The organism is Collinsella sp. TF11-5AC, from assembly GCF_003436775.1.
Lineage (GTDB): Bacteria > Actinomycetota > Coriobacteriia > Coriobacteriales > Coriobacteriaceae > Collinsella.
In genome coordinates this window covers 61,837-75,129 of the sequence record NZ_QSQO01000007.1, presented here as the reverse complement: position 1 = coordinate 75,129, position 13,293 = coordinate 61,837, and the positions used below count along the sequence as shown (strand labels likewise).

12 protein-coding genes and 1 riboswitch are annotated in these 13,293 nt (G+C 59.6%); of the genes, 4 read left to right on the top strand and 8 right to left on the bottom strand.

Features of this window, described 5'->3' with window-relative positions; translation table 11 throughout:
* Positions 1–49: 49 nt before the first annotated feature.
* Both DXD16_RS04955 and DXD16_RS04950 read right to left on the bottom strand, forming a co-directional pair.
* Positions 50–796 carry an aspartate/glutamate racemase family protein gene (locus tag DXD16_RS04955; protein ID WP_233502622.1) on the bottom strand — a complete coding sequence of 249 codons (747 nt, stop codon included), beginning with the start codon at positions 794–796 and terminating at the stop codon, positions 50–52.
* A gap of 84 nt (positions 797–880) precedes the next feature.
* Positions 881–2,137 (bottom strand): ATP-grasp domain-containing protein, encoded by a 1,257-nt coding sequence (locus DXD16_RS04950; RefSeq protein WP_117655311.1) that lies wholly within the window; start codon positions 2,135–2,137, stop codon positions 881–883.
* Positions 2,138–2,531: 394 nt separating this feature from the next.
* On the opposite strand from DXD16_RS04950, the gene DXD16_RS04945 reads away from it, so the two are divergent.
* Positions 2,532–3,665 carry a glucosaminidase domain-containing protein gene (locus tag DXD16_RS04945; RefSeq protein WP_117655310.1) on the top strand — a complete coding sequence of 378 codons (1,134 nt, stop codon included), beginning with the start codon at positions 2,532–2,534 and terminating at the stop codon, positions 3,663–3,665.
* A gap of 37 nt (positions 3,666–3,702) precedes the next feature.
* Here DXD16_RS04945 and DXD16_RS04940 read toward each other — a convergent pair whose 3' ends face one another.
* The 5 genes from DXD16_RS04940 to DXD16_RS04920 all read right to left on the bottom strand — a co-directional run bounded on the left by DXD16_RS04940 (position 3,703) and on the right by DXD16_RS04920 (position 7,757).
* Complete coding sequence (locus DXD16_RS04940) at positions 3,703–5,082, bottom strand: protein kinase (RefSeq protein WP_158551586.1); 1,380 nt, start codon at positions 5,080–5,082, stop codon at positions 3,703–3,705.
* A 98-nt stretch (positions 5,083–5,180) separates the two neighbouring features.
* On the bottom strand, positions 5,181–5,603 hold the full coding sequence (locus tag DXD16_RS04935) for an XRE family transcriptional regulator (RefSeq protein WP_117635411.1): 423 nt from the start codon (positions 5,601–5,603) through the stop codon (positions 5,181–5,183).
* 32 nt (positions 5,604–5,635) lie between these two features.
* Positions 5,636–6,079, bottom strand: coding sequence for an FxLYD domain-containing protein (locus DXD16_RS04930; RefSeq protein ID WP_117635412.1), 444 nt, complete (start codon positions 6,077–6,079; stop codon positions 5,636–5,638).
* A 164-nt stretch (positions 6,080–6,243) separates the two neighbouring features.
* Complete coding sequence (locus tag DXD16_RS04925; RefSeq protein ID WP_147326450.1) at positions 6,244–6,567, bottom strand: hypothetical protein; 324 nt, start codon at positions 6,565–6,567, stop codon at positions 6,244–6,246.
* Between the two features lie 2 nt (positions 6,568–6,569).
* Positions 6,570–7,757 carry an N-acetyldiaminopimelate deacetylase gene (locus tag DXD16_RS04920; protein ID WP_117655307.1) on the bottom strand — a complete coding sequence of 396 codons (1,188 nt, stop codon included), beginning with the start codon at positions 7,755–7,757 and terminating at the stop codon, positions 6,570–6,572.
* 145 nt (positions 7,758–7,902) lie between these two features.
* Positions 7,903–8,071, top strand: a riboswitch (Lysine riboswitch).
* Between the two features lie 65 nt (positions 8,072–8,136).
* On the opposite strand from DXD16_RS04920, the gene dapA reads away from it, so the two are divergent.
* From dapA to dapD, 3 genes are read left to right on the top strand one after another with little or no spacing between them, the layout of a single operon-like run.
* Positions 8,137–10,446, top strand: coding sequence for a 4-hydroxy-tetrahydrodipicolinate synthase (dapA, locus tag DXD16_RS10475; protein WP_117655306.1), 2,310 nt, complete (start codon positions 8,137–8,139; stop codon positions 10,444–10,446).
* Positions 10,439–11,179, top strand: coding sequence for a 4-hydroxy-tetrahydrodipicolinate reductase (gene dapB, locus DXD16_RS04910; protein WP_199408108.1), 741 nt, complete (start codon positions 10,439–10,441; stop codon positions 11,177–11,179). The genes dapA and dapB overlap by 8 nt, the downstream gene beginning before the upstream one ends.
* Positions 11,180–11,218: 39 nt before the next feature.
* Positions 11,219–11,938, top strand: coding sequence for a 2,3,4,5-tetrahydropyridine-2,6-dicarboxylate N-acetyltransferase (gene dapD, locus DXD16_RS04905; protein WP_117655305.1), 720 nt, complete (start codon positions 11,219–11,221; stop codon positions 11,936–11,938).
* Between the two features lie 245 nt (positions 11,939–12,183).
* Here the strand turns inward: dapD and DXD16_RS04900 are convergent, their stop codons facing one another.
* Positions 12,184–13,188, bottom strand: a complete 1,005-nt coding sequence (locus DXD16_RS04900) for a nucleoid-associated protein (protein ID WP_117583913.1) — start codon at positions 13,186–13,188, stop codon at positions 12,184–12,186.
* Positions 13,189–13,293 lie beyond the last annotated feature (105 nt).

The following is a 13,293-nucleotide window of genomic DNA, read 5'->3' as shown; positions in this document are numbered from 1 at the left end:
AGATAAAATCTACCAAAATTAACCTGTCCCTTTTTTGGCAGGTCGGAAGCTAGAGGCGGTAGGGGGCGCCGCTGCGGATGATGGATTCGCGCACCAGGACATCCATGGCATCGAGGGTGATCTCGGGCATCTCTCGATACTTCTGCAGCACCGATAGCTCGGTGCAGGCCAGAATGACACGGTCGCAGCCGCTACGGGCGAACTCCCACATCACGCGGTCGAACTTATCCATATCGGGCTCACGTCCGGCTTTCACATCATCGTAGATAAGCGACATCACATCGTTCTGACGTTTCTCGCTGGGATAGACGACCTCAACACCCGCAGCCTCGCATTCGCGGCCGTAGACGCCCGCGCCCACGGTTCCGTCGGTGCCCATGATGCCAATCTTGCGCACCGGCTCGGCCGGCATGCTCAGGTTGGGGTCGAACTCGCACTCCCCCATCACCGCACCCGCAAGGGCATAGCGCACCGACTCACGCGGCATGTGGATAATCGGCACCTTCGTAAACGACTGGATCTGGTCGTAGAAGTAGTGTGACGTGTTGCAGGGAATGGCAATGTGCGCACAGCCCAGCGACTCGAGTGCCTGGGCACACTCTTTCATGGTCGCCAGCAGCTTGGCGTGCTCGCCAGTCTTAATGGCCAGCGTGCGGTCGGGCATGGTCGACTTGGAGAGCACCACCATGTCGATATGATCCTGATCGCAGGCAGCAGCCGTATGACGCACTACCTGGTCGTAGTAATACGACGTGGCCTCGGCGCCCATGCCGCCGATAACTCCCAGCTTTTCCATCGCCGCCTCCTTGGTGACGCTTGCGCAATTGCGCGTATCATACCCGCGCCCGCCCGATGTAAACCGGACGGGCGCCGCACTCATCTACTTGTAATACGTCTTGAACAGCTTAAAGTGGCGCAGCTTGGTGTGCCACATGCGCAGCCAGCGGTTAAAGACAAAGTCGCCCTTCATAAACGAAGGGTCGGCGCCCTTGCCTTCCTTGTCCAGGCGATGCACCTTAGCGCGCAGCTCGGAATCCTTGACGTACTTGTCGACGACGCGCATGGGGACGACCATCCACAGCGCCTCGTCCTGCGCCGTCACAAACTCCGGCTCAAACGGGCGGTTGAACACATACTCGTCCACCACATACTTGGCAACGTTAAAGCCGCTGTTAGTGACGTAGTAGTTGCTGCGACCTTGGCGCGTGTTGAAATCGAAGAACTTAAACGAGCCGTCGCGCTCGTCGTACTTAACGTCAAAGTTGGAATAGCCCACAAAGTGAAGGTCCTCGAGCAACTTGCGCACGCCGCCCATGAGCTCGTCATTGGGCTCGGTGATGATACAGGCGTGGTTGCCGACACCGTGAGGCTGATGCTCCTCGAGCAGCACGTGACCCAGGCACATCATGCGCACCTTGCCGTTGCGGTCGGAATAACTGGTGAGCACGCGCATGCACTCGTCATTGCCGGGCACGCGATCCTGCAAGATCAGGTCGTCGGTGTAGCCGCTGGCATACGAGTCGCGAATGACCTGTTCCAGCTCGGCACGGTCGGCAATCTCATAGGCCTTTTTCTGGCCCTCGAACTCGTGCTGCCACCACATGATGCCGTCAGAAGGCTTCAGGATCATCGGGTAGGGGAAGTCAATCTGGTCGAGCACTTCGGCAGGTGCCTCGCCTTGGGCGTTCAGCATCGCCATGGTGAAGGTAAAGGTATGCGGATAGGGCACGCCGTGCTTCTCGCACAGCTCGTAGAAGATCTCCTTCTTCTGACATTGCTCAAGCATGCTATAGGGAGCGTAAGGCGCGACGATGTTATCCGCCAACTCATGGGCATCCTTGGCCTGAGCCACGAGGGCAACATAGTTATCGCCACAGCCCACAAGGACAATCGTCTTATCGGCATGCGCTTGGGCAATGCCGTTGACGGTCCTGAGCATCACAGGCATGGTATCGATATCCACGTTGGGCGTGTAGTCGATAATCTGGCTGCGGTACGCGGGACCCGTCTGGTACTTGCCAAAGACCAGGCTCTTGACCTGGTACTCCTCGTAGAAGGCGCGCGCCACCGAATAGGCGTTGATGTCGCCACCGAGCAGCACGGGAATGAACTCGCGCTCTGTAAACTGCAATGCCATGGAAACTTCCTATCATGAACTGCCCACACAACGGGCGGTCTTTGCGCAACTGATTTATTCTAGCGTGCCAAACCGCCGGCGCCCAAAGCTCCACCGTATCTATGGCAATCGACGTGATCGTCCAGCATAAAGCCGCACTCACCGCGATGGGGCCTTGTAGCCGCAAACCCCCTGTTGAGATAGCTTTCACGACCGAAAGCCCGTCCGCAAACAGGCCCCCGTAACGTTAAAGTTGAACTCTATGGTTTCTCAACAATTCATCATAACTGCAGGTCAAAGCCAAAGCCTCAAGTTCAACTTGACCCTTTGGAACCTTTAAGGTTCAAGTTGAGGTCGAAAGCAGTAGTAGAATACCGTTCGAACCATAACCTACGATTGATTGCAGAGGGACTGGATGCAGCATTCGAATCATCGCACCGCAGCGCTCATTGCGTCGAAGCCGGCTCGTATCATCACGAGCGCCGCGCTCGCCGTTGCGCTGACGGCCACGCCGATGCTCTCCCCCGTTGCGGCGTATGCCGCCTCGCAGGCAACGCAGGACCAGCTTTCTGCAGCCCAGCAGAAGATCGAAGCCGCCACGAGCGCCTACAACGACGCCCGCACCAAACTCGATGACCTGCAAAAGCAGATTGACTCCAACGAGGCAAGCATCGAGGAAATCGAGGCTAAGCTTCCCGAGCAGCAGGCCAAGGCAAGCTCCGCCATGCGCGATCTGTACAAGTATCAGAAGGGCACCAATCCCATCGTGAGCTTCCTGGTCAATGCGCAGAGCCTGGGTGAGTTCATCACGACCTGCAAATACACCAACCAGATCACGAGCTCGAGCGTCAACGAGATCGAAGAGCTCAATAATATGCAAACCGAACTCGAGCAGAACAAGGCCGAGCTCCAGCAGGCCAAGTCACAGCTTGAGGCAGAGCAGAAAAACGCCGAGGATGCGCTGGCACAGGCCCAGCAGCTCCGCAGCGAGGCACAGGCAAAAGCCGAGCAGGAAAATGCCGCCGAGCTTGCCAAGCTTGAGGCCGATAAGGCCGCTGCCGCCGAGAAGCTCTCGGGCGAGGGCGTAAGCGGCGGCAATTCCAGCAGCCAGGCCACCAACACCAACACCACCATAGACACCACGGTGAACAACTCCAATACCGGTAGTTCCGATTACGATTCGTTCATTAATGAGTGGACGAGCCGCATCGACAATTATCTTGCCGGCTCCCCCATGGCAGGCCAGGGCTATAACTTTGCCGTCGCCGCCTGGAATACCGGTGTCGACCCCCGTTGGTCCCCCGCCATCGCCTGTATCGAGAGCACCAAGGGTGCTTATTGCGCCAATTCTTACAACGCCTGGGGCTGGAGCGCCCGTGGCGGCGGTTGGCGCAGCTTTGGCAGCTGGAGCGAGGGCATCTCCGCTCACGTTGCCTATCTGGGTGCCAACTACGGCTCCACCCTTACTCCGGCAGCGGCCAAAAAGTACTGCCCGCCCACGTGGCAGGACTGGTATAACAAAGTCGCCGCTCAGATGAACCGCATCTAAGCGCAACTGCAAAGGGCCCCAATGGGGCCCTTTTCTTTTAGGTAGCGGAGGTATCGACGACGCCGGTCGCATTGGCAACCGCGACTATGACGATCATGCATAGGAGCAGCACACCCAATGCCTTGAGCCAGAGTTTCGCGAGTTTCTTGCCGCGATAGCTGTCGAGCAGTACGAATCGCCGACGAAGACGGCGCTTATCGAGCAGCGCAAAATGCATAAGCACCATAAGGCCATCGACAAAGAAAAAATACTCGATTATGAGAAGCCACGTCGGGTAGCTTTGGTTTGCTCCCGTGGGGTGAAAGACGGCAAAGTGACTTCCGGCAAAGAACACAAGTAGCGAGAAGCAGACAAGCGTATTCCAAATGCGCCCCAGAGACTCCGGAACGCGAGAGAGCAGACCGCATGCAACAGAGGCGGCAGGCCTAGGAAGCCCTGCGGGGTTCTGGAGCCCTTGGGGCGTCAACGCCGTCTCCGATGCCGGAGTACGGATAGGCGCAGGCGCAGGAGGCCGCACGGGGCGACTCAGGTCGTATGCCGCGCGCGTAGCCCGTCCCAACGCTTCCGCACTCGCAAAACGCTTAGCCGGGTCGAGCGCCATCGACATGCAGATGACATCGGCAAGTGGAGTGGGAATGCCACGCGCCTCGCATTGCTCGCGCATGTCGAGCCCTGGTTTAGGGTCGATTCCCGTCAAGCAGAAGAACAACAGGGCGCCAAGTGCGTAGACGTCGCTGCGCACACTCGTCTGCCCAAACCCATACTGCTCGGGCGGCGCATAGGGTCGCGTGCCAAACTTGACGGTGTCGGCATCGGCGCCATCGCGCCATACGCGCGCGATCCCCAAGTCGATAATCACCAGCGATGAAAACGTCAGGCCCTCATCGAGCGTACGGCTCGCACCTGTCACGATGATATTCGATGGCTTGAGGTCGCGATGGATCACCGGCGCCGACGTCTCCCCCGCCATTGCAAAACCGGCGTGGAGCTCGCCCACGGCGTCGCAAAGGGCAGGATACAATTCACGTGCATAATCGGGGGTGGCTCCCAGACGGTCCACCAGCACCCCGAGCGTCTCTCCTTCGATATATTCCATAACCACGTTAAGCTCGTCGCCCACACGACGGCAATCGACGATTCTGGGCAGGTGCTCAAAACGCCCGCCCGCCCGCTGGGCGGCAAACAGACGCTCGTATGCCCCGCCGATTTGAGCCGAAGCATCGATGCGTTTACGGACAAAGGGGCCGAGCGAACCACCGCCGGTTCCTTCAAAGTACACGAGCTCAGTTGTTTCAACGGACGAGCGCTTAAGTACACGCTCCACGCGATAGCTGTCGTCGCGATCGAGCGACGCCAGGTGCTCGGCAAGCGCTGCGGTCAGCTCGTCATCGGGATATGTTGGGGTCTGAGTATCCATAGCCTCCATCATAGCGCAGGGCGCAGACACCCCATGGCATCCGCGCCCCGTTCGTTTGCATCGTTGTTCGGCAGCTCCGCCGGCTCAGATATCAGCCGCTAACTCACCGTCTCCTCGCCAAAGCGATACAGCTCCTCGTTGACCTTTTGGAGGCTACACCCGCGATCGATGCAAAAGATGATAATCGCATCACGGCGATCCTTGCAGTTAAGGACGCTTACCCCGGCAGCCGTCAGCGCACGGTTGGTCTCTTTGAGCGTCAGCGCCATCGCAAAGGCAATCTGCAGCACCTTATTGCGACTCGGGTGACGCGCACCAGTAAAGATCTGATAGCCAAAGGTCTCATTGAGATCGGCCATACGAACCACGCGCGAACGCTCCAAGCCCTTTTCCTGCAGCAGCTGCTTCAGATAGTCCGAAAGCGACGGGGCGGCAAAGTCGTGCTCCCTGATATAGCCATCGATGTTCGGCGCATCGAGAAGCTCGTTGAGCAACTCCTCGGTCAGCTTTTTATCGGGCATACGACTTCACCTCCCCCAGTGCATGCAACATGCTAGAAACCGCTTACGTCCGAACGCTCCCAGCTAGCAACCTGGTCGGGAGACACCGTACCCAGCGCCTCGAACTTCCAGGAGCCGCCCGCCTTCAGATGATTGGTGTTTGCAAGAGCCGTTCCAACCTGGTTGCCATCGGCATCATACAGAACATACTCAATCTGAATGTAGCTCTTTTCCTTGTCCGTGTTATTGGTCAGCGTGCCCGTGATCTTATAGGTAAACTGATTGGAAGTGTCTTCAGCCTCGTCAGCAATGGTATACGGTTCTTGCGGTTCTTTTTGCTCCTCAGCCTGCTGTGTCATCTCGGCAGGTTTTGCCGAATCGCTCGCAGACGAATCGGTTGAGTTGCCGCCCATAGAGCCCACGGCACCGACGATAACCAGCACCACGATGATGCCTAGGACAATCTTGCCGATCGGCTTCTTTCCCTCTTTTGCCATTATTCATCCTTCCTACGATCCGGCTACCGTGCCGGCACACAGCACATCGTAGGAAGGATTGAACTTGAATTCATTAGCTGAGAGCTAAGGTTGCGGTAAACGGCCAATGCAGTTATCCAAACGCCGAGCAAACGCACTTTGCACGACCGTCTGCTGGCAGTGCATCAACCCACCGTGACGGATTCCCCGGTAAAGGCACTGATCATCAACAGGGCAAAGAACACCAGGTAGCTGACACTCAGCGGGTACGCAATGATCAAGAAGACGACCCAGCCGACATTGGTCTTACCATCGGCACGACGTTGCTCGCGAGAACGGCACAGCCAGACCGTCACGCCAATGGCCACAATCAGCAACACGAGTGCCGCTGCTGCCACCCCGGCAAGCGCAAACATCACGCCAATGCTCACAGCAATAACCGGAAGCAGTAGCAAGCCACACCCGCATCCACCCGGGCTATATACGGAAGACTGTCGGCGTCGTTCCATCGTCACTCCAAGCCAAGCAATCGTTTGTAGACATCGAGGCCCTTGAGTAGGATTTCCTCGTCAAAGAGCATGCTATCGGTATGCAGGGCGCTTGTTGCATAGGCGGGGCAGCCATCCGAATCACTCGGGTTGTCTTGGCCCTCTGGCACGCCCGTGCCCAGCAAGAAGAACACGCCCGGCAGATGCCGCTGATAGAACGCGAAATCCTCGGCGATTAGCAGCGGCTCGTCCACGAGCTGCAATTCGGGCAGAGCGGGCGCGATTCGGGCAAACAGCTCGGGGTCGTTGTCGACCGGCGGATACCCTTCAGCAAAATCGAGATCGTACGCGCAGCCCGTTGCAGCACACGCCTCATCGAGCACGCGGCGCACGCCCTCTCGCGCACGGTCGAACATATCGTCCGTAAACACGCGCAGACTGCCGGCCACGTGGGCCTCCCCCGCCACCGCGTTGCAAACCGTACCGGCCCGCAGCAGACCAAACTTACCGATACAGGGCTCGTCGGCGCCCAACTCGTCCATCAGCTCGCGCTCGGCAACCAAAAACTTCGCTGCCGCCAATGCGGCATCGTGCGACTCCTCGACCGGTACGCCATAGGTCTTGGCGATATGGATGCTCATCCCGTGAATGTGCACATGCGTCTCGCTCGAACGCGCTAGCAATGGACCGGGACAGCTCGCCAGCGTGCCGGCGGGAAGGTCGGGCCACACGTGAAAGCCAAAGATACGGTCGGCACCATAGCGCTCGAACACACCGCTCTCGCATACCGTCTTGGCACCACCGGTCGTCTCCTCGGCAGGCTGGAACGCAAAGAGCACGTTACGCTTAATGACACCCGGCCGCTCGCGAATCGCACGGTCGACATACGTCGCTGCGGCAAGCGCCATGGCCATGTGCCCATCGTGCCCGCAAGCGTGCATCTTGCCGGGATGAGACGAGGCGAAAGCCGCGCCCGTCGCCTCCACAATGGGCAGCGCATCCATGTCGGTGCGAATCGCCGTGGCATGCGCGGCACCAACGCCAGCGTCGAAGAAAGCGCAGACGCAGCTGGGACACGGATGGGCCACCTCGCAGGCGAGCGGCGCCAACACACCCTCGATATAGGCGATCGTCTGCGGAAGATCGAAGTCGAGCTCCGGGATCCTGTGCAAGTCGCGCCGATAGCGGCGGAGTTCTTGGAGCTCGGTCATAGAGGTTCCTTTCATGGGTGCGCGTCGATTGCCATCTATTGTGCCGCAAGATTGCCACACCCTTATTTCCAGCATATCCCTGCATTTTTTAAACGTTATATACGAATACTCTTGTTTGGTAAAGTGCAACGTGGTAGGGTCGTTACCACTTGATAGAGGCGCGGGCACGAAGAGCCGCGGGCGAGCCGGCAGGCTTTGACCCCGCGGGGAGGCGAAACCCGCCGAACTGGGCTTTTCGGGCACGAACAGCCTGGTGGGCCTGCGGGAAACACCCACAGGACTGTCTGCAGCAATGCGGGAGCGCTATCCGGACATTGGGTCCACGCTATGCGGATTCGATGCGCAGATGGCGCCGTCTGGATAGCGAGGTTTACGGGACATGGCATTGACCCCCAACGAGGCATATGCGGCCAAGCAGCCGTTTTTGGACAAGGAGACACTCGAGCATATCGTCGAGCAGTTCCCCACGCCGTTTCATCTATACGACGAGGCGGGCATCCGCCGCAACATGCAAGAGGTGCGCGACGCCTTTGCATGGAACCCGGGCTTTAAGGAATACTTTGCCGTCAAGGCCAACCCCAACCCGGCGCTCATCTCCATTCTCAACGAATACGGCTGCGGCTGCGATTGCTCGAGCTATACCGAGCTCATGATCGCCCGCTCGCTGGGCATCACGGGACATGACATCATGTTCTCGTCCAACGACACGCCGGCGGCTGACTTTGAGCTCGCCGACAAGCTGGGTGCCATCGTCAACTTTGACGACATCAGCCATATCGAGTTCTTTGAGCACGTTGCGGGGCCCATCCCCAAGACAGTCAGTTGCCGCTTTAATCCGGGCGGCTTGTTCCAGCTCTCCAACGGCATCATGGACAACCCGGGCGACTCCAAGTACGGCATGACCACCGAGCAGCTCTTCGAGGCCTTTCGCACGCTCAAGGCCAAGGGCGCCGAGGACTTTGGCATCCACGCATTCCTTGCCAGCAACACCGTCACCAACGACTACTACCCCAAGCTCGCGCGCATCCTCTTTGAGCTTGCCGTGCGCCTGGAGCGCGAGACCGGCGCACACGTCGCCTTCATCAATCTATCCGGCGGCGTCGGCATCCCCTACCTGCCCGAGCAGCAGGCTAACGACATCCACGCCATCGGCGAGGGGGTGTGCGCGGCCTACGACGAGATCCTGGTTCCCGCCGGCATGGGCGATGTGGCGATCTGCACCGAGATGGGTCGCTTTATGATGGGGCCCTACGGCTGCCTGGTCACCAAGGCCATCCACGAGAAGCAGATCTACAAGGACTATATCGGTGTTGATGCAAGCGCCGTCGATCTGATCCGTCCTGCCATGTATGGCGCTTACCACCACATTACGGTGATGGGTCAGCCGAGTGGCGCCGACAAGACCGCAGCACCCGTTACGGACACCTACGACATCACGGGCAACCTATGCGAGAACAATGACAAGTTCGCCATTGATCGCGAGTTGCCGCATATCGACATGGGCGACCTGCTCGTGATCCACGATACCGGCGCGCATGGCTACTCCATGGGCTACAACTACAACGGCCGTCTGCGCTCCGCCGAGGTGCTGCTGCGCCCCGATGGCTCGGCCGACCTCATCCGCCGTGCTGAGCGCCCGGGCGATTACTTTGCCACGCTCGACGTGCTGCCGAGCGGCCGAGAGCTGCTGGCCAAGTCGCGCGCCGAAAGTGCCCGCCGTCGCGCCCAGGACGAGCGTCTGGCCGTCGCCGCTCAGTGGAACAAACGCATCCAGATCGCGGAAGCGAAGGAGAAGAACATGGATATCCGCAACCTCGAGGGTTCGATCGTCGCCCTCGTCACGCCGTTTAAAAAGGACGGAAGCGTCGACTTTGACGCGCTCGAGCGCCTTATCGATTTCCACCTGCAAAACGGTACCGACGCCATCCTCACTCTGGGCACCACCGGCGAGAGTGCCACGATGACTGACGATGAGGACAACTCCGTTGTCGCCGCGGTGGTCAAGCAGGTTGCAGGCCGTGTCCCCGTCATCGCCGGCTCGGGCTCCAACTCCACGCAGACCATGCTCACCAAGTCGCTCACCTATCAGGGCCTGGGCGCCGACGGCCTGCTGCTCATTACCCCCTACTACAACAAGTCCAACGAAGAGGGCATCTACCAGCACTTTAAGACCGTTGCCGATGCGGTGGACATCCCCTGCATCCTGTACAACATCCCCGGCCGTTGCGGCTGCGGCATCAGCGAGCGCAACGTAGAGCGCTTGGCCGCGCACCCCAACATCATGGGTATTAAGGAAGCCTCGGGCAACGTCGCCTACGCGGCCAAGATCGCCCACCTGCTGTCCGACGACTTCCGCATGTACTCGGGCGAGGACGCCCTCACCGTGCCGCTCATGAGTCTGGGTGCCTCGGGCACCATCAGCGTGTGGGCCGATGTTCAGCCGCAACTCGTGCACGACATGTGCCGCGCCTATCTGGACGGTGACGTGGAGCGCGCCCGCGATATCCAGATCGCCGGTCAGCCGCTCATCAACGCCCTCTTTAGCGAGGTCAACCCCATCCCTGTTAAGGAAGCGCTCGCACAGATGGGTATGATCGAGGCAAACTACCGCATGCCGCTGTGCCCCATGGCAGACGACACGCGCGCTGCACTTACCGATGCTCTGAAGGGAGCTGGTCTGCTTGATTAAGACCGTCATTATGGGAACGGGCCGTATGGGCTCGCTCATCCGCACCACCGCCGAGGGCGTTGTCGACGCCGCCGGTCAGCCCGTTTTTGATATCGTCGCCCAGATCGGCTTCGACTTGTCCGAGCTCGAGAGTGCCCCGGCAGCCGACGTCATCATCGACTTCTCGAACGTCGTGACCTTCGATGCCGTCGTCGCCTATGTCGAGCGTACAGGCGCCGCGTTGGTCTCGGGCACCACGGGCTACACACCAGAGCAGATGGATCGCCTGCGCGAGCTGGGTCAGAACGCCCGCGTCATGCACTCCGGCAATTACTCCATCGGTATCGCAGCCCTGCGTCATCTGGTAGCACAGGCCACACGCGAGCTGCCCGGCTTTGACTGCGAAATCGTCGAGACGCACCATAACCAAAAGGTCGACGCCCCCAGCGGCACTGCCAAGTTGCTGCTCGATGCCGTCGTCGAAGCCGAGCCCGAGGCGGGCTACCACCCCGTCTATGGCCGCGAGGGCATGTGCGGAGCGCGCGACCCCAAGGAGATCGGCATGCACTCGCTGCGCGGTGGCACTGTCGCCGGCGTGCACGAAGTGAGTTTCTTTGGCCAGGACGAGGAAGTCACGCTCACGCATCGCGCCACGAGCCGTCAGATCTTCGTCAACGGCGCCCTGGCAGCCGCGCAGAAGCTCGTCACCCGCGAGCACGGCTTCTATACGTTCGACCAGGTCATGTTTGCCTAACCAGGTATCAACCGGATCCACCCAAAGGAGAGACAGCAAATGAGCAATGCAGCCGATATGGATGCACAGGAGATTATCAACTACATCGCCACCGCGCCCAAAAAAACGCCCGTCAAACTGTACGTGCGCGAAAAGCCGGGCATGAAGGTTGCCTGGGGCGACGCACACGTCTACGGCGGTCGTCGTGGCAAGACTGTCTTTGGCGACTGGGACGAGCTCAAAGCCATCCTTGATGCCAATGCCGATTCCATCGATTACTACGATGTGGAGAACGACTGCCGCAACTCCGCCGTGCCCATGCTCGACCTCAAGGGCATCAACGCCCGCATCGAGCCGGGCGCGATCATCCGCGACCGCGTCGAGATCGGCGACCGCGCCGTCATCATGATGGGTGCCATCATCAATATCGGCTCCGTTATCGGTGAGGGCTCCATGATCGACATGGGCGCCGTGCTGGGCGGCCGCGCCACAGTGGGCAAGAACTGCCACATCGGCGCTGGAACCGTGTTGGCAGGCGTCGTTGAACCCGCAAGCGCCACGCCCGTCATCATCGAGGACGATGTCATGATCGGCGCCAACGCCGTGGTCCTGGAAGGCGTGCACGTAGGCAAGGGCGCTGTCGTTGCCGCCGGCGCCGCGTGCGTCGAGGACGTCCCCGCTGGTGCCGTCGTGGCCGGTGTCCCCGCCCGCGTCATCAAGATGCGCGACGAGAAGACCGACAGCAAGACCGGCCTCGAGGAAGGTCTGCGCCAGCTGTAGGGTTACGCGGGTTTACCAACCCGCGTAACGGCTCGACGCTGCAAACGCCCCAGAGCGGCAATCTGACGTCCAATCGTCGGGCATGACCAAAAGGTCAATGCCCTCCTCTTTCACGTCACCTTGCTCGCTCTGGGGCGTTTTCGCTGACTTATGCTCAACCAGTAGCGTAATTAAGCCCCAAGTAAAAAGGCCGAAGCCCTCATCCGAGGCTTCGGCCTTTGTTTTTTGCAGCGTCCAGGCGCAGTTTATCGATTCTCGATGCTGCCGATGTTTTTGAGCTCGATGGAGATGAGGCCGTTGGGTTCGTTGACGAACTCGATGTACTCGGAGTTCGAACCCATCTCGGCCGGGAAGCTGATCTCGATGCCCGTATCGGTACGAATCTTGTGATTGCGTACGGCCGCGCGCTCGACCTGCTTGCGTTCCACGGGAACGCGCTCGGGAACTTTCTCCTCGGTCAGTGCCGCGCGCACGCTTTCCTTGATGACCGGTTCGTCCTCAAAGACCTCATCGACGATATCCCAAGGCGGCAGCTCCTCGTCATCCTCAACCTTCTCGGCCACAGCAGCCTTAACCTTGGCGAGCGCTACGGCCGTATTGGCGCCGTGCTCCTCAGCGACCTCCTCGACCACACGCGTCACGGTGTCGATGACTTCCTTGCCCGATACGCCCGTGTCGCACTGCAGCAGGCCATCGGGAATGAGCATACGGTCCTCGCCGGCAATCTTGCGCTTCTTGTCCACATAGCCGATCTCCATGGTGCTCGCACGCACGATGGCATAGCTTGGCACCTTTTGGGAAGGATTCGGCAGGATAGCATAGTGGCGCGCGATGTCGTTGCGTACCTCGCCCTCCTCGCGGCCCACCTCGTGCATAAAGGCCTGCTTGGAGCCCAGCAGCATCACGGCAAACCAGCGGGCATCCTCATCGTCGTCAAAGTCGGCCACGAGCACATCGGTGGACTCGGCTTTTTCGGCCTTGGTAAGCTCGGAGGAAATGAACTCCGCAATCTGCTGCGACAGGTCTACGAACTCGCGCTCGCCAAAGAAATAGCCCTTGAGCTCGCCGCCAAACGCAGAGTTCTCGGCAAACGCGGCGCGTTTATTGTCGGCCGAGGTACGTGCGCGGCGCAGATGCGTGGTCACGAAGTTGCGCACGGTACGGCTCTCGATATCGAGCTCGCGCTGGCTCATAACGTTGACGGCAGAGTCAAAGTCCAGGATATGCAGAATCGCATGATTGATTTTCATATACGGCATTCCGTTCTAGATTATATTGAGCACGAACCAGTATAGCGGTCGAGCCCGCCCCAGGCGCATCGAAGATTGGTGCATCGGGGACAGGCTGCTTTGCAC

Excerpts from the sequence above, each read along its gene's own strand:
- DXD16_RS04955 (WP_233502622.1), bottom strand. The coding sequence starts at position 796 with ATGGAAAAGCTGGGAGTTATCGGCGGCATGGGCGCCGAGGCCACGTCG.
- DXD16_RS04950 (WP_117655311.1), bottom strand. The coding sequence starts at position 2,137 with ATGGCATTGCAGTTTACAGAGCGCGAGTTCATTCCCGTGCTGCTCGGT.
- DXD16_RS04945 (WP_117655310.1), top strand. The coding sequence starts at position 2,532 with ATGCAGCATTCGAATCATCGCACCGCAGCGCTCATTGCGTCGAAGCCG.
- DXD16_RS04940 (WP_158551586.1), bottom strand. The coding sequence starts at position 5,082 with ATGGATACTCAGACCCCAACATATCCCGATGACGAGCTGACCGCAGCG.
- DXD16_RS04935 (WP_117635411.1), bottom strand. The coding sequence starts at position 5,603 with ATGCCCGATAAAAAGCTGACCGAGGAGTTGCTCAACGAGCTTCTCGAT.
- DXD16_RS04930 (WP_117635412.1), bottom strand. The coding sequence starts at position 6,079 with ATGGCAAAAGAGGGAAAGAAGCCGATCGGCAAGATTGTCCTAGGCATC.
- DXD16_RS04925 (WP_147326450.1), bottom strand. The coding sequence starts at position 6,567 with ATGGAACGACGCCGACAGTCTTCCGTATATAGCCCGGGTGGATGCGGG.
- DXD16_RS04920 (WP_117655307.1), bottom strand. The coding sequence starts at position 7,757 with ATGACCGAGCTCCAAGAACTCCGCCGCTATCGGCGCGACTTGCACAGG.
- dapA (WP_117655306.1), top strand. The coding sequence starts at position 8,137 with ATGGCATTGACCCCCAACGAGGCATATGCGGCCAAGCAGCCGTTTTTG.
- dapD (WP_117655305.1), top strand. The coding sequence starts at position 11,219 with ATGAGCAATGCAGCCGATATGGATGCACAGGAGATTATCAACTACATC.
- DXD16_RS04900 (WP_117583913.1), bottom strand. The coding sequence starts at position 13,188 with ATGAAAATCAATCATGCGATTCTGCATATCCTGGACTTTGACTCTGCC.